Source organism: Streptomyces sp. NBC_00104 (assembly GCF_045160825.1).
In the GTDB taxonomy this organism is placed as follows: Bacteria; Actinomycetota; Actinomycetes; order Streptomycetales; family Streptomycetaceae; genus Streptomyces.
In genome coordinates, this window is the sequence record NZ_CP108215.1 from 6898969 (window position 1) to 6920760 (window position 21792).

Annotated in this window: 13 protein-coding genes; 11 read left to right on the plus strand and 2 right to left on the minus strand. The window is 72.1% G+C overall.

Annotation, left to right across the window (positions count from 1 at the left end; translation table 11 throughout):
* The first annotated feature begins 54 nt into the window (after window positions 1-54).
* Window positions 55-951, plus strand: coding sequence for a LysR family transcriptional regulator (locus OG272_RS30465; RefSeq protein WP_326578515.1), 897 nt, complete (start codon window positions 55-57; stop codon window positions 949-951).
* 48 nt (window positions 952-999) lie between these two features.
* Here OG272_RS30465 and OG272_RS30470 read toward each other — a convergent pair whose 3' ends face one another.
* A complete protein-coding gene (locus OG272_RS30470; protein WP_326578513.1) occupies window positions 1000-1329 on the minus strand; it encodes a WhiB family transcriptional regulator in 330 nt (109 codons plus the stop codon).
* A gap of 392 nt (window positions 1330-1721) precedes the next feature.
* On the opposite strand from OG272_RS30470, the gene OG272_RS30475 reads away from it, so the two are divergent.
* The 4 genes from OG272_RS30475 (at window position 1722) to OG272_RS30490 (ending at window position 6104) form a co-directional block, all read left to right on the plus strand.
* Window positions 1722-2333 carry a response regulator transcription factor gene (locus OG272_RS30475; protein ID WP_003948568.1) on the plus strand — a complete coding sequence of 204 codons (612 nt, stop codon included), beginning with the start codon at window positions 1722-1724 and terminating at the stop codon, window positions 2331-2333.
* 256 nt (window positions 2334-2589) lie between these two features.
* Window positions 2590-3165, plus strand: coding sequence for a sigma-70 family RNA polymerase sigma factor (locus OG272_RS30480; RefSeq protein ID WP_005481141.1), 576 nt, complete (start codon window positions 2590-2592; stop codon window positions 3163-3165).
* 200 nt (window positions 3166-3365) lie between these two features.
* Window positions 3366-4871: an IMP dehydrogenase gene (gene guaB / locus OG272_RS30485; protein WP_326578510.1), complete on the plus strand. Its 1506-nt coding sequence runs from the start codon at window positions 3366-3368 to the stop codon at window positions 4869-4871.
* 108 nt (window positions 4872-4979) lie between these two features.
* Window positions 4980-6104 carry a GuaB3 family IMP dehydrogenase-related protein gene (locus OG272_RS30490; protein ID WP_326578508.1) on the plus strand — a complete coding sequence of 375 codons (1125 nt, stop codon included), beginning with the start codon at window positions 4980-4982 and terminating at the stop codon, window positions 6102-6104.
* A 718-nt stretch (window positions 6105-6822) separates the two neighbouring features.
* On the opposite strand, the gene OG272_RS30495 is transcribed toward OG272_RS30490, so the two are convergent.
* Window positions 6823-8031, minus strand: a complete 1209-nt coding sequence (locus tag OG272_RS30495; protein ID WP_326578506.1) for a nucleotide sugar dehydrogenase — start codon at window positions 8029-8031, stop codon at window positions 6823-6825.
* Window positions 8032-8313: 282 nt separating this feature from the next.
* On the opposite strand from OG272_RS30495, the gene OG272_RS30500 reads away from it, so the two are divergent.
* From OG272_RS30500 to OG272_RS30525, 6 genes are all read left to right on the plus strand, one after another.
* Window positions 8314-10020: a glycerol-3-phosphate dehydrogenase/oxidase gene (locus OG272_RS30500; RefSeq protein WP_326578503.1), complete on the plus strand. Its 1707-nt coding sequence runs from the start codon at window positions 8314-8316 to the stop codon at window positions 10018-10020.
* Between the two features lie 344 nt (window positions 10021-10364).
* Window positions 10365-12563, plus strand: a complete 2199-nt coding sequence (locus OG272_RS30505) for a serine/threonine-protein kinase (RefSeq protein WP_327728146.1) — start codon at window positions 10365-10367, stop codon at window positions 12561-12563.
* Window positions 12564-12962: 399 nt separating this feature from the next.
* Complete coding sequence (locus tag OG272_RS30510) at window positions 12963-15809, plus strand: protein kinase domain-containing protein (protein WP_328223906.1); 2847 nt, start codon at window positions 12963-12965, stop codon at window positions 15807-15809.
* Between the two features lie 257 nt (window positions 15810-16066).
* Window positions 16067-17935 carry a serine/threonine-protein kinase gene (locus tag OG272_RS30515; RefSeq protein WP_328224740.1) on the plus strand — a complete coding sequence of 623 codons (1869 nt, stop codon included), beginning with the start codon at window positions 16067-16069 and terminating at the stop codon, window positions 17933-17935.
* Window positions 17936-18160: 225 nt separating this feature from the next.
* Complete coding sequence (locus OG272_RS30520) at window positions 18161-19960, plus strand: serine/threonine-protein kinase (protein ID WP_327728144.1); 1800 nt, start codon at window positions 18161-18163, stop codon at window positions 19958-19960.
* A gap of 92 nt (window positions 19961-20052) precedes the next feature.
* Window positions 20053-21738 (plus strand): protein kinase domain-containing protein, encoded by a 1686-nt coding sequence (locus OG272_RS30525; RefSeq protein WP_327728143.1) that lies wholly within the window; start codon window positions 20053-20055, stop codon window positions 21736-21738.
* Window positions 21739-21792: the final 54 nt, after the last annotated feature.

Below are 21792 nucleotides of genomic sequence, written 5' to 3' on the forward strand. Positions count from 1 at the left end.
AAGAGTCGACGCGATATTCGGCAGCGTTCCCAAGCCCCGCTTATGCTCGACCCCGTGATCGAGGCCCGCCATCTCCGCGTCCTGCGCGCCGTCGCCGCCACCGGCTCCTTCTCGGCGGCCGGACGTGAACTCGGCTGTACCCAGCCCGCCGTCAGCCAGCAGATGAAGGCGCTCGAATCCTCCGTCGGCACACCGCTGCTGGTCCGCACCGGCCGTGAGATGCGGCTGACGCAGGCGGGCGAGGCGCTGGTGCGGCACGCGGCCGGCATCCTCGCCGGGCTCACCGCGGCCGAGGAGGAGGTCGCCGCCATCGCCGGGCTGCGCGCCGGACGGGTGCGCCTGGTCTCCTTCCCCAGCGGCAGCTCCACCCTCGTCCCCACGGCCCTGGCCGCCCTGCGCGCCGCCCACCCCGGCACCCGCGTCTCCCTGGAGGAGGCCGAACCGCCGCGCTCGGTCGAGATGCTCCGCGAGGGTGACTGCGACATCGCGCTCGCCTTCCGCTACGAGGGCGCGGCGGGCGCGGAGGAATGGGACGACCTGGTCGTACGTCCCCTGCTCACGGACCGGCTCGTCGGACTCGTGCCCGAGGGGCACCGACTGGCCCGTTCGCGGTCCGTCGGCATCGGGGAACTCGCCGGGGAACCCTGGATCGCCGGCTGCCCGCGCTGCCGGGGGCAGCTGGTGCGGGTCTGCGAGAGTGCGGGCTTCACGCCCCGCATCGACTTCGCGACCGACGACTATCCGGCGGTGGTCGGCCTGGTGGGAGCGGGTCTCGGGGTCGCCGTCCTGCCGGAGCTGGCCATCGAGTCCGTGCGCGCCAAGGGGGTGCGGACGGTGTCGGTCGAGCCGGCGGTGCGCCGGGAGATCGTGGCGCTCACCCTGCCGGACCTGGCCCAGGTGCCGACGGTCGCGGCGACGTTGGAGCGGCTGGCCGGAGCGGCCGCGCGGTAGCGCCGGACGGCCGGGGGCCGGGGGCCGGGATGGTGAAGAAACGTTCCTTCAGGTGTTCGAACCGGTGTCGCTCCCGGACGCGGACGCCGTCACCAGCCGGTGACGTGCCCGGCCCATGAGCTCCTCGCGCTCGTCCTCGGTCAGCCCGCCCCACACGCCGTACGGCTCGCGCACCGCGAGGGCGTGGGCCGCGCACTGCGCGCGGACCGGGCATCTCATGCAGACCTCCTTGGCCGAGTTCTCACGAGCGCTCCGTGCCGCACCGCGTTCTCCTTCGGGGTGGAAGAAGAGTGAGCTGTCGACCCCACGGCAGGCCGCGAGGAGCTGCCAGTCCCACAGATCAGCGTTCGGTCCGGGAAGGCGGGAGAAATCTGCCATTGCGTGTCCCCTTGTTGCTGTTCTGGGAGGAGATGTTGCCCATGACCGTACATCGACTATCTAAGGAGATGAAAATATGACTCATTGCGAATCTAGCCTCAGACACCAATAAATGGGAACAAAAACGTCTGAATGGGGCATAGGTTGTGATGAAACATTGAGGGTCCGTTGTGCATGTCTGCGCCGTGTCCGCGCCCTCACGTAGAGTGCCGAAGATGGCCGGCCATCCCGTAACTCTTTCGAGTGACCGTCGTTGAGACGGGCGGAGGCGGTTGAGAGAACAAGCGCTCGGGCAGGCGTTCCTGTCCGCTCGTGAGTATCGACCGCACAGGTGACGATTTCGTACCAGCCTGGAGGCTCAAGGTGACGCGCATCAGCTGCGGAGGGCGGCCATGACATCCGTCCTCGTCTGCGACGACTCCCCGCTTGCCCGAGAGGCGCTGCGCCGCGCGGTGGCTACCGTGCCCGGCGTCGAGCGCGTGACCACGGCGGCCAACGGCGAGGAAGTCCTCCGCCGCTGGGGGGCCGACCGCTCGGATCTGATTCTGATGGACGTACGCATGCCCGGCCTGGGCGGCGTCGAGACCGTACGGCGGCTGCTGTCCGCCGACCCCGGGGCGCGCATCATCATGCTCACCGTCGCCGAGGACCTGGACGGCGTGGCCCTCGCGGTCGCGGCCGGCGCGCGGGGCTATCTGCACAAGGACGCCTCCCGCGCGGAGCTGCGCGCCACGGTGACGCAGGCCCTCGCCGACCCGACCTGGCGGCTCGCCCCGCGCCGGCTGCGCTCCGCCGAGATGGGCGCCGCGCCGACGCTCACCGCGCGGGAGATCCAGGTGCTGGAAGGCATGAGTCACGGTCGCTCCAACGCCGAGATCGGTCGCGAGCTGTTCCTCTCCGAGGACACGGTCAAGACCCACGCCCGGCGCCTGTTCAAGAAGCTCGGCGCCTCGGACCGCGCGCACGCGGTGGCGCTCGGTTTCCGCTGGGGTCTGGTCCGTTGAGTGGGCCGTGACGGGGTGAGGAGGATCCCCGCCTGCCGCGCGGCGGGCGGGGGCGGTGAGACGGTCCGTCGGGTGCCCGCTGCTCGTTTCGCCGCGGATGCCGCATCCTTGAGGTGTGGAGTTCCTCGGGGAGCAGTCGAACGAGCGGGAGGGGAGGGCGCAGGAGATGAGTTCCGGCGCACCTGCTCATAACGCTTCGGTGCACAACCATGGACGTGGCGCCACGGACCGGACGGCCGCAAGGCACCATGGACCGATGCGTGACGACGAGACGACAGTGATCGGTGCGCTCGTGCATCGCGCGGTCGACGGGGACGAGCAGGCCACACACGATCTGCTCGCCCATGTCCACCCCTTGGCGTTGCGCTATTGCCGCACCCGTCTGTCCCGGCTTCCGGGGGACGCGCGGCATTTCGTGGAGGACCTGGCGCAGGAGGTCTGCGTCGCCGTCCTCCTGGCGCTGCCGCGCTACAAGGACACCGGAAGGCCGTTCGAGGCGTTCGTCTTCGCCATCGCCGGCCACAAGGTCGCGGACCTCCAGCGGGCCGCGATGCGTCACCCCGGGTCGACGGCCGTCCCCTCGGACGAGATGCCGGAGCGCCCCGACGACTCGCTGGGTCCCGAGGAGCGCGCCCTGCTCAGCAGTGATGCCGAGTGGGCGAAGAAGCTCCTGGCCAACCTCCCCGAGAACCAGCGGGAGCTGCTGCTCCTGCGGATCGCGGTGGGGCTCACGGCCGAGGAGACCGGACAGATGCTGGGCATGTCACCGGGTGCGGTCCGGGTGGCCCAGCACCGGGCGCTGAGCAGACTGCGGGCGTTGGCGGAGCAGTAGTACCGGCGTCTCGGGCGTTGGCGGAGCAGGGGTACCGGCGTCTCGGCGACGGTTCGGAGGGCGCCTCGGATGAACACGCGGGGTGCCTTTTCCGTACGAACATACGAAGCCCGGCGTTACTTCGTACCGTGGAATGTGTGACCCACACTTCCCGTTAGCATGGACATCCGCACCGATCAAGGCCATTTGGGGAAGGTGTCATGACTGCCAACGTCGACGGAGTGCCCGAGAAATTCGCGACGCTCGGGCTGACCTACGACGACGTGCTGCTGCTGCCGGGCTCGTCGGACATGGCGCCCGACGAGATCGACACCGCCTCGTACGTCTCCAGGAACGTGCGGGTGAACATCCCGCTCCTCTCGGCCGCGATGGACAAGGTCACCGAGTCCCGCATGGCCATCGCCATGGCCCGCCAGGGCGGCGTCGGCGTGCTGCACCGCAACCTCTCCATCGAGGACCAGGCCAACCAGGTCGACCTGGTGAAGCGCTCCGAGTCCGGCATGGTCGCCGACCCGATCACCGTGCACCCGGACGCCACGCTCGGCGAGGCCGACGCGCTGTGCGCCAAGTTCCGCATCAGCGGTGTGCCCGTCACCGACGGCAACAAGAAGCTGCTGGGCATCGTCACCAACCGTGACATGGCCTTCGAGTCGGACCGCTCGCGCCAGGTCCGCGAGGTCATGACGCCGATGCCGCTGGTCACCGGCAAGGTCGGCATCTCCGGCGTCGAGGCCATGGAGCTGCTGCGCAAGCACAAGATCGAGAAGCTTCCGCTGGTCGACGACTCGGGCATCCTCAAGGGCCTGATCACGGTCAAGGACTTCGTGAAGGCCGAGAAGTACCCGAACGCGGCGAAGGACGGCGAGGGCCGGCTCCTCGTCGGCGCGGCCGTCGGTGTCGCCGGTGACGCGTTCGAGCGCGCACAGGCCCTCATCGAGGTCGGCGTCGACTTCATCGTCGTCGACACCGCCCACGGCCACTCCCGCCTGGTCGGCGACATGGTCGCCAAGATCAAGTCGAACTCGGCGGGCGTCGACGTCATCGGCGGCAACATCGCCACCAAGGACGGCGCCCAGGCCCTCATCGACGCCGGTGTGGACGGGATCAAGGTCGGCGTCGGCCCCGGCTCCATCTGTACGACCCGCGTCGTCGCCGGCATCGGCGTCCCCCAGGTCACCGCCATCTACGAGGCCTCCCTCGCCGCCAAGGAGGCCGGGATCCCGGTCATCGGCGACGGCGGCCTGCAGTACTCCGGCGACATCGCCAAGGCCCTGGTCGCGGGCGCCGACACGGTGATGCTGGGCTCGCTGCTCGCGGGCTGCGCCGAGTCGCCGGGTGAGCTGATGTTCATCAACGGCAAGCAGTTCAAGTCGTATCGCGGCATGGGCTCGCTGGGGGCCATGCAGTCCCGCGGCGACCGCAAGTCGTTCTCCAAGGACCGCTACTTCCAGGAGGGCGTCGCCTCCGACGAGCAGCTCGTCCCCGAGGGCATCGAGGGCCAGGTGCCCTACCGGGGCCCGCTCTCCTCGGTCGTCCACCAGCTGGTCGGCGGTCTGCGCCAGTCGATGTTCTACGTCGGCGGCCGGACCGTCCCGGACCTCCAGGCCAACGGCCGTTTCGTCCGGATCACCTCGGCGGGCCTCAAGGAGAGCCACCCGCACGACATCCAGATGACGGTCGAGGCACCGAACTACAGCCGTAAGTAGTCACCAGGCTGCTCGATCGAAGGCGGTCCCGGAGACTCCGGGGCCGCCCTCGTCGTGCCCGTCGGCGATACTGGTAGACGCTGAACGCATCAGGGAAAGGCCACAGACGTGACTGAGATCGAGATCGGGCGCGGCAAGCGCGGCCGCCGGGCGTACGCCTTCGACGACATCGCCGTCGTCCCCAGCCGCCGTACGCGGGACCCGAAGGAGGTCTCGATCGCCTGGCAGATCGACGCCTACCGCTTCGAGCTGCCCTTCCTGGCCGCCCCCATGGACTCGGTCGTCTCCCCGGCCACCGCGATCCGTATCGGCGAGCTGGGCGGCGTCGGCGTCCTGAACCTCGAAGGCCTGTGGACGCGGTACGAGGACCCGCAGCCGCTGCTCGACGAGATCACCGGGATGCCCGACGAGGCCGCGACCCGCCGCCTCCAGGAGATCTACGCGGCTCCCATCAAGGAGGAGCTGATCGGGCAGCGCATCAAGGAGGTGCGCGACTCCGGTGTGGTCACCGCCGCCGCGCTCTCCCCGCAGCGCACGGCCCAGTTCTCCAAGGCCGTCGTGGACGCGGGCGTCGACCTCTTCGTCATCCGCGGGACGACCGTGTCGGCGGAGCACGTCTCCGGCTCGCACGAGCCGCTGAACCTGAAGCAGTTCATCTACGAGCTGGACGTCCCGGTGATCGTGGGCGGCTGCGCCACGTACACGGCGGCCCTGCACCTGATGCGCTCCGGCGCGGCGGGCGTCCTCGTCGGCTTCGGCGGCGGCGCGGCGCACACCACGCGCAACGTGCTCGGCATCCAGGTCCCGATGGCGACGGCGGTGGCCGACGTCGCCGCCGCCCGCCGCGACTACATGGACGAGTCCGGCGGCCGCTACGTGCACGTCATCGCCGACGGCGGTGTCGGCTGGTCCGGCGACATCCCCAAGGCGATCGCCTGCGGTGCCGACGCGGTCATGATGGGCTCCCCGCTGGCCCGCGCCACGGACGCGCCCGGCAAGGGCAACCACTGGGGCATGGAGGCGGTGAACGAGGAGCTGCCGCGAGGCAAGAAGGTCGACCTCGGCACCGTCGGCACCATCGAGGAGGTCCTCACCGGGCCCTCGCACACGCCCGACGGCTCCATGAACCTCTTCGGTGCGCTGCGGCGGGCGATGGCCACGACCGGCTACAGCGAGCTGAAGGAGTTCCAGCGCGTCGAGGTGACGGTGGCGGACTCGCAGCACAAGCGGTGAGATGACGCCGCGCTCGGCTTGAGCGGTGGGGGGCTCGGTTGCCTGAGGGCGACCGGGCCCCTTTCGTGTGCCCAAGTGGGCTGGTGGGGGCGTGAGTTGTGGATGGGGGCGCGTGGTTGCGTTCGGGATGAATGTGGGCCGAACGGGCGTAGCCGGGCGATAGCGTTCGTGTCCGGCGCCCCAGGTTCTTCTGGGAGCCCCCTTCCAAGGACATGGTCCGGACCCCGCCCTCGGGGCCCGGCCCGAATTCCAACGGACCGCCTACCGGGCTATCGGCGGCGTCGTGGAAGGGGGCGCCCATGGGACGTCACCGCAAGCCCACCCGCTGGGACCGACTCCGTCTTCGGACGGTGCAGTGCCGGAGGAGGTGGATCTTGCGGCTTTTCGGTTGGTGAGCGGCCGCCCCCATAGGAACTAGGGGCGGACACTCCGTGAACCAACCTGGAGCTCGTCGCAGTGCCCTCTGCGGCGGGCTCCACCTTTTTTGTACGGTACCGGATTCGCTGTGGGGCGGCCCGGTGCCGGAGGAGGTGGATCTTGCGGCTTTTCGGTTGGTGAGCGGCCGCCCCCATAAGGACTAGGGGCGGACACTCCGTGAACCAGCCTGGAGCCTGCCGCAGTACCCGCTGCGGCGGGCTCCACCTGTTTCCGTACGGTACCGACGCGGGACGCCGAGTGCCACCAGCCCCGGAAGCCCGGGCTGCTTCGAGCGCCCCTTTCACAACCTGTGCGCCGCCCCCGTGGGTGTGGCCCCCCGGGTGTCCAGCAGCAGCTGGGCCTTCACCGACAGGCCCTGGAGGTCGTAGGTGCGGTGCTGCTGGAGGAGGATCGTCAGGTCGGCGTCGGCGGTGGCCTCGTAGAGGGAGTCGGCCCGGGGGATGGGGCGGTCGAGGACGCTCCAGGTGGGGACGTGGGGGTCGTGGTAGCTGACGTGGGCGCCGAGTTCGATGAGGCGGCGGGCGATCTCGTCGGCGGGGGTGCCCTGTTGGTCGGGGAGGTCGGGCTTGTAGGTGACGCCGAGGAGGAGGACGCGGGCGCCCCGGGCCGACTTGCCGTGCTCGTTGAGGAGGGTGGCGGCGCGCTGGACGACGTACTGGGGCATGCGGTTGTTGACCCGCTGGGCCAGTTCGACCATACGCAGCGAGCGGGGGGCGTGGCCCGACAGGTCCTGGGGGAGGGCGTGGCCACCCACGCCGGGGCCGGGGCGGAAGGCCTGGAAGCCGAAGGGCTTGGTCTCGGCACAGCGGATGACGTCCCACAGGTCGACGCCGAGGTCGTTGCAGAGGCCGGCCATCTCGTTGACCAGGGCGATGTTGACGTGGCGGTAGTTGGTCTCCAGGAGGTGGACCGTCTCCGCCTCGCGCAGGCCGCGCGCGCGGACCACCTTGTCGGTGAGGCGTCCGTAGAAGGCGGCCGCTGATTCCGTGCAGGCGGAGGTGAGGCCGCCGATCACCTTGGGGGTGTTGGCGGGGCGGAAGTCGCGGTTGCCCGGGTCGACGCGGGCGGGGGAGTAGGCGACGTGGAAGTCGCGGCCCGCGCGCAGGCCGGAGCCCTCTTCGAGGAGCGGGCGGAGAAGCTCCTCGGTCGTGCCCGGGGGGACCGGGGACTCAAGGATGACCGTGGTGTGCGGGCGCAGCCGCGCGGCCAGGGTGCGGGCGGCCTCCTCGACCTGGGTGAGGTCGAGCGAGCCGTCGGCGCCCAGGGACGTCGGGGCGCAGATGACCGCCGTACGGACGCGGCCGAGTTCGGCGGGGCTGGTGGTGGGCTTGAAGCCGCGGGCGAGCATGCGGCGCAGTTCGCCGGGGGTGAGGGAGCCGGAGTCGGGGCCGGTGCGGTAACCGAGCGTGGGGATGCCGGCTGCGACGGCGGCCTGGGCCAGCGGCAGCCCCAATTGGCCGAGTCCGATGACGGCGAGATCTGCGGGCATGGCGTGTGGCCGTCCTTCCCAGTAACCGAAGCGGGACAGGCGCGCAAGCCCGGTGGACTGGATGAGCGAGCGCAATGTCACACTAGGAGTAAATATGACCGATATGCGGGATTGGGGGGTTGTTTTTCTGTGCGCGTCCTGCGGAGTTATCCACAGGCTCGGGGCTGGTGGTGGCCGAAGTCGGGCAACACGGTCAGAATTTTGGGCAGGGGGATGTGAGCCGGGTCTTGCCTGACGGGCATGGACAGGTGAGGCCAGCGCGACCGACAGCGGGAGGCAGCGGTGAGGACAGCGGCACTGGGACCGGCGCAACGCGCCGAGTCACTGGCGGGTATGGCCGAGCGCGAGCTGGATGTACTGGTCGTGGGTGGTGGCGTGGTCGGTGCGGGCACGGCCCTGGACGCCGTGACACGCGGCCTCTCCACGGGTCTGGTCGAGGCGCGTGACTGGGCGTCGGGTACCTCCAGTCGGTCCAGCAAACTGGTCCACGGCGGTCTGCGTTATCTGGAGATGCTCGACTTCGCCCTCGTACGGGAGGCGTTGAAGGAGCGCGGGCTGCTGCTGGAGCGCCTGGCCCCCCATCTGGTGAAGCCCGTGCCGTTCCTCTATCCCCTGCAGCACAAGGGCTGGGAGCGGTGGTACGCGGGCTCGGGCGTCGCGTTGTACGACGGGATGTCGATGGCGCGCGGGCATGGCCGGGGCCTGCCGCTGCATCGTCATCTGACCCGCCGCCACGCCCTGCGCATCGCGCCCTGTCTGAAGAAGGACGCGCTGGTCGGGGCCTTGCAGTACTACGACGCCCAGATGGACGACGCCCGCTATGTGGCGACGATGGTGCGCACGGCCGCGTCGTACGGGGCGAAGGCCGCCAACCGGGCGCGGGTGACCGGGTTCCTGCGTGAGGGCGAGCGGGTGGTCGGGGCCAAGGTGCAGGACGTCGAGGGCGGCGGGGAGTACGAGATCCGCGCTCGGCAGGTGGTGAACGCCACCGGGGTGTGGACCGACGACACCCAGGCGATGGTGGGTGAGCGGGGACAGTTCCATGTGCGGGCGTCCAAAGGCATCCATCTGGTCGTACCCAAGGACCGGATCCACTCCACGACCGGGCTGATCCTGCGGACCGAGAAGTCCGTGCTGTTCGTGATCCCCTGGGGGCGGCACTGGATCGTGGGGACGACGGACACCGGCTGGGACCTCGACAAGGCGCATCCGGCGGCGTCCAGCGCGGACATCGACTATCTGCTGGAGCATGTGAACTCGGTGCTTGCGGTGCCGCTGACCAGGGATGACGTGCAGGGCGTCTATGCCGGGCTGCGGCCGTTGCTCGCCGGGGAGTCGGACGCCACGAGCAAGCTCTCGCGGGAGCACATCGTCGCGCATCCGGTGCCGGGACTGGTCGTCGTGGCCGGCGGCAAGTACACGACCTATCGGGTCATGGCCAAGGACGCCGTGGACGCGGCCGTGCACGGGCTGGATCAGCGGGTCGCGGAGTGTGTCACCGAGGATGTGCCGTTGCTCGGGGCGGAGGGGTACCGGGCCCTGTGGAACGCGCGGGCGCGGATCGCGGCCAGTACCGGTCTGCATGTGGTCCGGGTGGAGCACCTGCTGAACCGGTACGGGTCGGCGGCCGAGGAGGTGCTCGATCTGATCGCGTCCGAACCGTCGATGGGGGAGCCGTTGCAGGCGGCCGACGACTATCTGCGGGCCGAGGTGGTGTATGCCGCCTCGCACGAGGGGGCGCGGCATCTCGACGACGTCCTCACCCGGCGGACGCGGATCTCCATCGAGACGTTCGACCGGGGGACGCGGAGTGCGCGGGAGGCGGCGGAGTTGATGGCTCCGGTGCTCGGGTGGGACAAGGACCAGATCGAGCGGGAGGTTCAGCACTATGAGAAGAGGGTGGAGGCGGAGCGGGAGTCGCAGCGGCAGCCGGACGACCTGACGGCGGATGCGGCTCGGCTGGGGGCGCCGGACATAGTTCCGTTGTAGGCGGGGCGGGGGCGGGGGCGTGTGTGCGGCTGCCGGGTGCGGCGGGTGTTTGTTCTCGCCCCCGCCGCCCCTGTCCCTCCCGTCCCTGGGAGCTGCGCCCCGAGACCCCCGCTGTCGCCCTTCGGGCTCGTCCTCAACCGCCGGACGGGCTGGCTGGGGTGGGCCGGCGTCACGTGCGGGCCCCGCCCAAGTGGGCTGCTGTCGCGCCCTGGTTGTGAAGTGTGGGCGGATGCGGTGAGGGGCTTGGAGGCGGGGTGGCTGGTTGAGGGGGGCCCAGGGCGTGGGGCGCTGGGCGGGTGGGTGACAATGGAGGCTCTGTCAGGGCGGGTTGTATGAGGGGACGCATGTCGGAGGCGGAGCGGGCTGGGGAATCCCGTCAGGACAAGGACGCACGTCTCCTCGCCGGGCGGTACCGGCTGGGAGGGGTGCTCGGTCGCGGCGGCATGGGCACGGTGTGGCGTGCCGAGGACGAGACGTTGGGCCGTACGGTGGCCGTCAAGGAGCTGAGGTTCCCGTCGAGCATCGACGCGGACGAGAAGCGACGGCTGATCACGCGCACCCTGCGTGAGGCCAAGGCGATCGCGCGGATCCGTAACAACGCCGCGGTGACGGTGTTCGACGTCGTCCACGAGGACGACCGGCCGTGGATCGTGATGGAACTCGTCGAGGGCAAGTCGCTCGCCGAGGTCATCCGGGAGGACGGCGTCCTCGAACCGAGGCGGGCCGCCGAGGTGGGGCTCGCCATCCTGGACGTGCTGCGGGCCGCGCACCGCGAGGGCATCCTGCACCGGGACGTGAAGCCGTCGAACGTGCTCATCGACAAGCACGACGGGCGGGTCGTCCTCACCGACTTCGGTATCGCCCAGGTCGAGGGCGACCCCTCCATCACCTCGACCGGCATGCTCGTGGGCGCGCCCTCGTACATCTCGCCGGAGCGGGCCCGCGGGCACAAGCCCGGCCCCGCTGCCGACCTCTGGTCGCTCGGCGGCCTGCTCTACGCGGCGGTCGAGGGGGTGCCGCCCTACGACAAGGGGTCGGCCATAGCGACGCTGACCGCGGTGATGACCGAGCCGGTGCCGGAGCCCAAGCGCGCCGGGAACCTGAAGGACGTCATCTTCGGGCTGCTCACCAAGGACCCCGAGCGGCGGCTCGACGACGCCGGTGCGCGGGCGCTGCTCAACACGGTGATCCACGCGCCCGATCCGAAGGACGTCGACCCGGTGGACGCGACGCGGGTCGTGCCGCTGCCGCGGGTGCCGGAGGAGCGGCCGAAGAAGGGCGGTTCCGGCGGAGCCGGGGCCGGTGCCGAGGAAGGCGGTGGCCAGCGTCCGCGTGCGCCTCGGTGGTCCATGCGGAAGGGGGCGGCCGGGGCGGGTGCCGGAACCACGGCTGCCGGGGCGGGTGCCGGCACCGGCACCGGTGTCGCGCGGGGCGCGTCCGGTGGTACCTCGGGCGGTACCTCCGGTGGAGCGGGTGCGGCTTCCCGTGGTGCGGGGGCAGGCGCCGCGTCTCCGCCCGCGCCCCGGGCGGCCGTGACGACGCGGTCCGCATCCGTCGGGGTGTCGTCGGGTGCCGGTACCGCGAAGGCCGGGGGTGACTCGGCGCAGGCCGCGGGCAAGTCGGCGGCCGGGGCGGCCGGGACGCGTGGCGCCGGTGGCGGTGCGGGCGCGGGCAACTCCGCGTCGGCGGGGCGGACTTCCGGGTGGCCCGAGATGCCGCCGCCGGATCTGCCGCCGCGGCCGGTGCCCAGGGCGCCGATCACGGACGTGGTGTCGCGGCGGACGCTGGCCGTCATCGCGGTGGCCGTGGTGCTGGCCGTCATCGGGACCGTCCTGGCGCTCACCCTCGGTGGCGACGACAACAGTTCGACCAACAGCAAGGGCGCCGACACCAAGGCGTCCACGTCCAGCGGGTCGGCGTCGGGGAGCGACGCCGAAAACAAGGACGCGGACACGGACGCGGACAAGGACAAGGCCGACGGGTCCGACCCCGGTCCGGACGGTGACAAGGCGCGGGAGACCGACGCTTCGAGCGGTTCCGGGGGCGGTTCGCCGAGCCCTTCGGGCGGGTCGAGCGGGTCGGTGAGCGGTGCCGGCTCCGGCTCGGGGGACATTGCGACCGAGACGTACAAGAGCGGGCAGGGGTTCTCGATCGGGCTGCCCGACGGGTGGAAGTACCAGTCCACCGACGCCGCGGGTGCCCGGTTCTCCGGCCCCGACGGGCAGCGGCTGCTCGTCGGCTGGACGACCACGCCGAAGAACGACCCGGTCGCGGACTGGAAGAACCAAGAGCGGTACATGACGCGCTCGCAGTACAAGCGGATTCGAATAGAGGCGGTGGACTACCGAGGCTGGAACGCGGCCGACTGGGAGTTCACCTATATGGAGAGCGGCACGAAGAACCGGTCCATCGACCGTGGATTCGTCGTCGACTCCCAGCAGGGATACGCGCTGATGTACACCGCGAAGGCGTCGCAGTGGAGCGGTGAGCTGCGCAAGGACACGTGGCGGACGTTCACGAAGACGTTCAAGCCCAAGTCGTGAGGCGACGGCGCCCCGCCCCCGAGCCCCGTCCGTGACGGGTGTGCGCAGGAGCGCGTGGGGGTGGGGTGTTGTGCGCCGGTGCGTTCGAGGCTGCTGCTGTGTGCGGTTTCGTGCCTCAGCTCGGGTGCACCGCGGGGGCGTGCGGGGGCTCATGTCGAGGTGAGGCCCCTCGACGTGAGCTCGGCTTCGGGAGTTCTGCCCGCCGGGTGAGTTCGGGGACGGCTCTTCAGGGGAAGATCGGATGCGTTCGAGCGCATTCGAGACGAACGAGATATCGCATCGAGTCAATGTGAGTTGCCTCCGGCACGTATCGTGAAGGGCTGCGGATCGTACGCATCCAGAACGGAACGGGCCGCGGGGCGAGCGGAATTGACAACCGGGCGGCCGGGGGAGGGCATCGTGGACGAATACGCGGGGCGAGTACTCGCCGACCGCTATCGCCTGCCGCTGCCGCCCTCCGACGAGTACGAACTCGCCGCCGAGATCCGGGCCTTCGACACCTACAGCGGGCAGGAAGTCCTGGTACGGCAGGTGCCGTTGCCCGAGGTCGTCGAGGCGGAGGTGCTCGACGCGGACGGGCTGCCCGAGGGGTATGTGGCGCGGGACGGCGCGGGGCGCCGGAGCGCGGCGCGGGCCACAGGCCGGTCCGCGGACCCGGCCGTACGGCGGGCCATCGAGGCGGCGCAGGCCGCCGCGCAGATCCCCGACCATCCGCGGCTCGACCAGGTCTTCGACGTGTTCGCCGAGGGCGGCTCGTTGTGGATAGTGAGCGAACTGGTGTCCGCACGGACGCTGGAGGCGCTGCTCACGGAGCAGCCGCTGACCCCGTACCGCGCGGCCGAGGTCGCCTCCGACGTGCTCACCGCGCTGCGAGCGCTGCACGCCCACGGCTGGGTCCACCGGAACATCACCGCCCGTACGGTGCTGGTCTGCGACGACGGCCGGGTGATGCTGACCGGGCTGGCGGCCGGGGCGGCGGAAGAGGCGTTGTGCGGGTACGACCCGGTGCCCGTGCGGGAGTTCGAGGACAGGCCGCCCGAGGCACCCGGTGGCGGCGCGGGAGCGCCTGCCGTGGGGCCCGGCGGCGGAGCGCGGGGCCGGCGCCATGACCCGGTGCCGCCCGGTGGTGTTCCCGGGGCGCGCGGGGCGTCGGCGTCCAGGGGCGCCCTGCCCGGGGGCACCGGCGGCGGCACGCTCGGCGGCTCCCGCGGCGCAGGGCCCGGTGGCGCGGTCGCGGACCCCGAAGCGGCTCGGCGGGCCGCGATAGAGGCTCGGGCGGGCAGCGCGGCGGCTCCGGGCACGGACCCCTCCGGGGGCCGGCGCGCGCTGGAGGCCGGCGGGGACGCCCGGGCGGCTCGGGCGGGCGCGATCGCGGCGTACCGGGCGGGAGCGCGGGCCGCGGCCCGGGTGCAGGACGACCACCAGGGCGGGCCGGGCGCGGGACTGCCCGCGCAGCGGCCGGCGCCGCAGGACGGTACGGCGAGGCCGGGGGCGGGGCGGGACGGCGACCCGACGTCCGGCGCGGGGACGCGTCCGGTGCCGCTCGGCCAGATCGCCGACCCCTACGGTGTCCTCGCCGACGGCGGCGCCACGAGTGCCTGGCACGGCGCGCTGCCGCGCGGCGGGACGGCCCCACCCGGCGGCTCGGGCCAGGGGACCTCGACGCCCGGCAACTCCTCGCCGTACGGCGGCGGTCCGCTCGGCGACGCGCCCGGCACCGGCGGTCGGGACGACGCCACCTTCGACGGCGGCGACACCGGCGCCCACCCGACACCGGGGCCCGCCTCGCGTCTCGCCCCCGGGTACGGCAACCCCGGGTACGACACCGGGACCCACGACAACCCGGCGTACGGCGGCGGCGCGCGTCCCGACTCCGTCCAGGACCGGGGCGCCTCCTACCCCACCGGGGTGGCGGACGCGGCTCCCTGGGACGGCGCCGGTGCAGGGCCCCGCCGGGGTCCCGCGACGGCGCTCGCGGCGGAGCGGGCGCGGCAGGCGCGGATGGCCGTGGTGGGGCCGGTCACCGAGCGGTGGGCGCCGGAGCAGGCCGGACCGGTGCACGAGAACTGGCAGTTGGCGGCCCCGATCGGGCCGGCGACGGATCTGTGGGCGCTCGGGGCGCTGCTGTTCCGGGCCGTGCAGGGACATGGGCCGTACCCGGAGGAGAACACCGCCGAGCTGGTGCAGATGGTGTGCGCGGAGCCGCCCGCGTTCGCCGAGGAGTGCGGGCCGTTGCGGCCGGTCGTGGAGTCGCTGCTGCGTCAGGACCCCACTGACCGGCTGGACTTCGAGGAACTGCGCGGCTGGCTGCGCTCCCTGGTGCGGTCGGCGCCCGAGCCCGAGGCCGGTACGCATGTCGTCCCGGCGCCGCCCGTGGACGCGAGCCGGCTGCCGATCATACGGCGGCGGGGCGAGCTCGTCCGCAGGCGCCGGGCCGGGCTGCCCGCGACCAGCGCGCACGCCCGCCACAAGCGCACCCGGCAGGAGCGGCCGCAACAGCCCCGCAAGCTGGGCCGGAACCTGCTTCTGCTGATCCTGCTCGCGTTGGCCGCGGCGGTCACGTACGCCATGGTGTTCATGCCGAAGGCCACGCCGAGCAGCGAGGGTGGCGACACGGGCAGCCGTACCGACAGTGCCGGGCAGTCCGGTTCGGCGCCGGACGCGAGCAGTGAGCCCCGGCCCGACCAGAACTCGAACTCGCCCGACGGCGGCGAGGAGGGCCAGAGCGGGGCGAGCCCGACGCCGTCGGAGTCGTCCGGGTCGACGCAGACGCAGACCGGCGACCCCGAGGTCGCCCAGGGGTTCACCCTGCGCAAGGACCCCGAGGGGTTCCAGGTCGCCGTCGCCGACGGGTGGGACCGCGGCGCCAAGAACGGGCGCGGTCAGATCGTGTACTCCCAGGGCGACTTCGAGCTGCTCCTCGTCCCCGGGCGGGACAGCACGGCGACCTACGGCAGCGATCCGCTGAAGTACCAGCGGGAGGACGAGCGCGAGTTGCAGCCCTTCCGCGACTCGTCCTGGGCCACCTCCACCGGGATGCGGCTGATCGAGGTGGGCGGGGTGACCTCGGCCGAGGGGCAGTTCACGTGGCAGGACTCCCAGGGGCGCGGCGTCTTCGTACGGAACCTCGTGATCCTTCTCGACGGGCGGTACCACGTGGTGCAGGTGCGTGGGCCGGAGGCGGAGCGGGATGAGATCACGCGGCTGTACGAGCAGGCGGCGGACACGTACAAGGCGACCGGTTAGCGGCTGTCCGGGTGACCGGGTAGCGGCTGTCCGGGCGAGCGGTCGGGGCGGCACCGGCCGAGCGGTCGGCGCGGTCGGAGGGGTGCTTCGGGCCGTCGGAGGGGTGCTTCGCCGGCCCGGCGGCGGAAGGCTGCGCTCCGTTCGCGGAAGCGAGAACCGTCACAGTGCTGTCTCTGTGCGGCCCGGCCGGTTCCCCGGGTTGCGGGCCGCTCCCTAATGTGACCCTGTCAAGAACATTGCGGGGCAACGTGAATCAGATGCAGGGGCTGCTCCTCGCGGAGCGCTACCGGCTCGTCGACACGATCGGCAGCGGTGGCATGGGACGGGTCTGGCGTGCGCACGACGAGGTGCTGCACCGGGCCGTCGCGGTCAAGGAGTTGACGGCCGCGCTCTATGTCTCGGAGAGCGAGCAGGCCATCCTGCTGCGGCGGACCCGGGCGGAGGCGCGCGCGGCGGCACGGATCAACCACTCGGCCGTCGTCACCGTGCACGACGTGCTGGAGCACGACAACCGGCCGTGGATCGTCATGGAGTTGGTCGAGGGCGTCTCGCTGGCCGACGCGGTCAGGGAGCGGGGGCGGGTCGAGGCCCGCGAGGCGGCACGGATCGGGATGTGGGTGCTGCGCGCGCTGCGGGCCGCCCACCAGGCGGGCGTACTGCACCGCGATGTGAAGCCGGGGAACGTCCTGCTCGCCGAGGACGGCAGGGTCATGCTGACCGACTTCGGCATCGCGCAGGTCGAGGGCGACACGACCATCACCCGGACCGGCGAGATCGTCGGTTCCGTCGACTACATAGCCCCCGAGCGGGTGCGCGGGAACGAGCCCGGGCCCTCCTCCGACCTGTGGTCGCTGGGCGCCACGCTGTACACGGCGGTGGAGGGCAAGTCGCCGTTCCGGCGCACCACACCGCTCACCACCATGCAGGCCGTGGTGAGCGAGGAGGCCGCCGAACCGGTGGCCGCCGGGCCGTTGGGGCCCGTCATCACCGCGCTGCTGTGCAAGGATCCCGCCGTACGGCCAGGTCCCGACGAGGCCGAGCAGATGCTCGCCGAGGCGGCGGAGGGGCGGCGGCCACGGGTCGCGCAGGCGTATGTGGCCACCCAGCAGCAGCCGGGGGGTCCGGGGCCCGGTGTCGATGGTGCTGAGGGGCCCGGTGGTGCGGATGGTCGGGGTGGTGGAGACGCCCGGGGAGCCCAGGGAGCCCGGGAAGCCCAGGGAGTGGCGGGCGCACCGGGGGCGCGGGACGGGCGTGGGGCCGGGGGCGTGCCAGGTGGAGAGGGCGCGTACGGCGTAGAGGGTTCGTACGGCGTAGAGGGCGCGCACGGTGCGCCGGGTGCGTACGGCGGAGGCGTGCAGGTGCCGGGGCATCCCGCCTCGGCCGCTGCCTCCGCCGGGGGACACGGGTACGCCGCCCTCGGTGGCTCCGGCACCCCGGTCGCGGCGATGGCCACCGGCTATGGGTCTGCCCCCGCCGCGCCCACCGCCCGGCGGCGCGGCCGGGGCCGTACGGTCGCGCTCGTCCTGTTGCTGGCCGCTCTGGTCGGCGGGGGCGGTGCCGTCGCGAAGCACTACGCGGACGAGTGGCGTGCGGGGAGCGGCTCCGCCACGGCCGGGACGGATGGGTCGGACGGGACGGGGGACGGGGATCAGCCGGCGGCCGACGGGGTGCCCGAAGGGTGGGAACGGGTCGAGGACCCGGCGGGTTTCAGCCTCGCCCTGCCCAAGGGGTGGAAGCGGGAGGTGGAGGGGACGCAGATCGACTACACGCCCGACGACGGTGAGCACTTCCTCCGGGTCGCCGTGGACGACTCGCCGGACTTCGACAGCCCGTACCACCACCAGATCGATCTGGAGGAGCAGGTGAAGGTGCGGCCCGAGTACCGGCGGGTGAGCCTGGAGGAGAACATCTACCGCGACCGGCCCGGCGCGCTGTGGGACTTCACCTGGACCGCGCCGGCGAAGGACACGGAGTTCCCCGGGCCGCGCCGGGCGATCGAGCAGATGTATCTCTCCCGGGACGGCGTCGAGTACACGATCTACATGTCCTCGCCGGCGGCGGACTGGGACACGGCGGAGGAGCAGTTCTACGCGGTGCTGCGCAGCTGGCGGCCGGCGCCGAGGTGAGTCGGCGACGAGTCACCCCGCGGGGGGCGAGGAACCTCTCCGCCCCGCATACCGGCTCCCTCGTGGCCGCCGCACGCAGGCCCCACCCGTGATCCTCCCGCACGGCGCTCGCGAGTCGCTCATGAGCTGCTCATGAGTTGCTCACGGGACGGGCGTACGTCGCTTGTCAGCCAGGCCCTCACACGGCACCGGAGGGTTCCGGTCCGGTGCGGCATGATGGGGCGTATGGGGACCGAGGGGGAGAACGTCCGTGTCATAGCGGGTCGTTACCTGCTGGAGGCCAGGATCGGCCGCGGCGGGATGGGGATCGTGTGGCGTGCCACCGACCAGCTCCTCGGTCGGCGGGTGGCGGTCAAGGAGCTGGCCCTCGACGACTCGCTCCCGGAGGAGCGGTCCCGGCAGCGGCGCGAGCGCACCCTGCGGGAGGCGCGGGCGGTCGCCGGGCTGAGTCATCCGCACATCATCGTCGTGCACGATGTCGTCGAGCAGGACGAACGTCCTTACATCGTCATGGAGTTGATCGACGGAGATTCGCTCGCCGAGCGGATCGCGGCCCAGGGGCCGCTCGACGCGCGAGAGGCCGCGCGGATCGGGATCGATCTGCTGGGCGCGCTGCGCCGGGCGCACGACGCCGGGGTGCTGCACCGCGATCTCAAGCCCGCCAACGTGCTGATGGAGACCGGCACCGACCGGGTCGTCCTCACCGACTTCGGCATCGCCCAGGTCGCCGGCGCGACCACGCTCACCGAGAGCGGGTCCTTCGTCGGCTCGCCCGAGTACACCGCGCCGGAGCGGATGTCCGGGACCCGCACCGGGCCGGAGTCCGACCTGTGGTCGCTGGGTGCGTTGCTGTGTGCCGTGCTGAGCGGTGAATCGCCGTTCCGGCGGGACTCGTTGGGCGGGATCCTGCACGCGGTCGTCGTCGACGAGATCCGGCCGCCCGCGCAGGCCGCGCCGCTGCTTCCCGTCGTACGGGGGCTGCTGGAGCGTGATCCGGACCGGCGGCTCGACGCGGCGGAGGCGGAGCGGCTGCTGCGGGCCTTCCGGGAGACCGGCCGGACACCGAGGACGACGAAGAGCGCGAGGACGTCGCCCGGGTACACGCCGACCCGACGCGATGTGCCGCGCATGGGCCGGGACGCGCAGCGTGCGGCCGCTGCCTCGGCCGCCGCCCAGGACGCGCCGGGCACCGGGCAGCCGGGGCCGCCCGCGTCCGGTCCGGAGGCTGCCTCGCGGGAGCAGCCCGCGCAGCAGCGGCAGCCGCACTCCCCCCGGAGCGTGCTGGTCGCGGCCGCGCTGGTGGCGGCGATGGCCGGGGCGGGCGTGTCGGCGGCGGCGCTGCTGATGCGGGAGGGGGGCGGCGGGGGCGGCACGCCGAGCACTTCGGCACCGCACACGCCGGGGTCGTCGAGTACGGCGGGCGAGTCGGGCACGGCGGGCACGTCGAGTACGGCGGGCACGCCGAGTGCTTCGGGTGTTTCGGGTGCTTCGGGGGTGTCCGGCGCGTCGGGTGGCGCCTCCGCCGGTACGTCGGCCGACGTCACGCCCACTGTCACGCGCTCACGGGCGGCCACCGCGCCGACCGTGCCCTCGGGGTACCGGCTGGCCGAGGACGAGCGGGGCTTCAGCCTCGCCGTGCCGGACGACTTCACGCGGGAGCCGCAGGGGGAGCGGGTCTTCTTCATGTCGCCGGGGCAGGTGATCCGGATCGGCGTCAAGCTCGACGACCCGGCGGAGGGCGGCCCGGCCGGGGTCATGCGGCGCGCCCACGAGAAGGGTGCCTCCACGAACCCGGGCTACCGCGACGGCCGGGTCACCGAGACCACGCACGACGGGCGGCCCGCCGCACTCTGGGAGTTCACCTGGGACGGCTTCAGCGCGGCGGAGGGGCCCCGGCACACGTACGACCTGTGCTGGGAGCAGGACGGGCGGCTGTACGACGTATGGGTGTCGGCGCCGGTCGGGAAGGTGAGCGAGGCGAAGGAGTACTTCGACGTGGCGGTGGACACGTTCGTACGTAACTAAAGCGGAGATAAGTGGTGTTCCGCGTCACGGGTCTGTGACCGGAAAGCGACGGGGGTGGATGCCGAAGCGCTCGCCGCGATACAGATGAACGTATGAGCAGCAACGGGGGCGCCCCTTACGGATCCGGCCATGGGCCCGGCTACGGACCCGACGAGCCGACGAGTTTCGGACTGCAACCGCCGCAGCCGAGTGTGCCGTACCCGGGGAACCCGTATGCGCAGCCGACCCAGGTGGTGGCGCAACCGGCACCGGCCTCGGCGCAGCCCCCGCAGGACCCCGGCACCGGGCGGTTGATCGAGGGCCGTTACCGGCTGCTCGCCAAGCTCGGCCATGGCGGCATGGGCACGGTGTGGCGGGCGAAGGACGAGACGGTCGATCGCGAGGTCGCCGTCAAGGAGCCCCGCGTACCGGACCATCTTCCCGAGCGCGAACGGGCCAACGCCTTCGAGCGGATGCGTCGTGAGGCGCGTGCGGCGGCCCGGCTGGACCATCCGTCGGTCGTGAACGTGCATGACGTGGCGGTCGTGGACGGTCAGCCGTGGATCGTGATGGAGCTGGTGCGGGGGCGTTCGCTGGGCGACGCGCTCCAGGAGGGCACCCTCGGGGTGCGTGACGCGGCGAGAATCGGCCTCGACGTGCTCGGCGCGCTGGAGGCCGCGCACGCGGCGGGCATCCTGCACCGCGACGTCAAGCCGGACAACGTCCTCCTCGGCCGCCACGACAGGGTCGTCCTCGCCGACTTCGGCATCGCCCAGATCGAGGGCGAGACGAACCTGACGGACACCGGCGGCTTCGTCGGCTCGCCCGAGTACATCGCCCCCGAGCGGGTGCTGGGCCAGCGGCCCGGCCCCGCGTCGGACCTCTGGTCGCTCGGCGTCGTCCTCTACGCCGCCACGGAGGGCGTGTCGCCCTTCCGGCGCAGCAACACGCCGGCGACGCTGCAGTCCGTGCTGAACGCCACGCCCGCGGCGCCCGCCTCGGCCACGGGTCCGCTCGCCGAGGCCATCAACGGCCTGCTGCAGAAGGACCCGGCACGCCGCCCGACCGCCGCCCGCGTCCGCGAGCTGCTGGAGACGGCCGCGAACCCGCCGGCGCCCGCGCCCACCCAGGTGGTCCAGCAGATCACCGCGCCCCCGGCCGGGAACGGCAAGGGCATCCGGGTCGGCGCCAAGACCCTCGCCGGGCTCGGCGCGGTGGTCGTCGCGGCCGCGGTGACGGCGTACCTGGTGATCGCCGACCCCTTCGCGGGGCCGCTGCCGGACGGGTGGAAGCAGCGGAACCTCGGGGCGAAGGTCGCCGCGAGCGTGGGGGTGCCCGGGGACTTCGTGAAGGACGAGTTCGAGCCGGACGACACCGACGGCACGTTCGCGCAGTACAGCGATCCCAGCGGGCTGATCCGGATCAACGTCGACCGGGACGTCAAGAAGGACGACAAGGAGAACGAGATACCGGGCGTCGCGCTGGACAAGGCGTACGCCGACTGGGAGCTGGTCAAGGACGGCGAGTACACGCTGGACATCGCCGACGACCCCGCGCCGAAGGGGCGCCCGCAGGAGGCGAAGTTCGAGGACCGCGAGGCCGCCGAGAACACCATCGTGTACACGACCACGGACAGCCAGGCCCCGCGCCTGCGGGAGGCACGGGTCCTGTACTACAAGGCGAGCAACGGCGACATGTACCGGCTCTGGATCGACTATCCGGGCAAGGGACACTTCACCGAGCAGGGCCGCGAGATCGCCCGTACGGCCATCGCGAACCTGAAGATCGACGCGATGTAGACGGACGCCTCTCGGGAAGCGCGTTCTGGCGAGGCGCTTTCGGGAGGAGCGTGT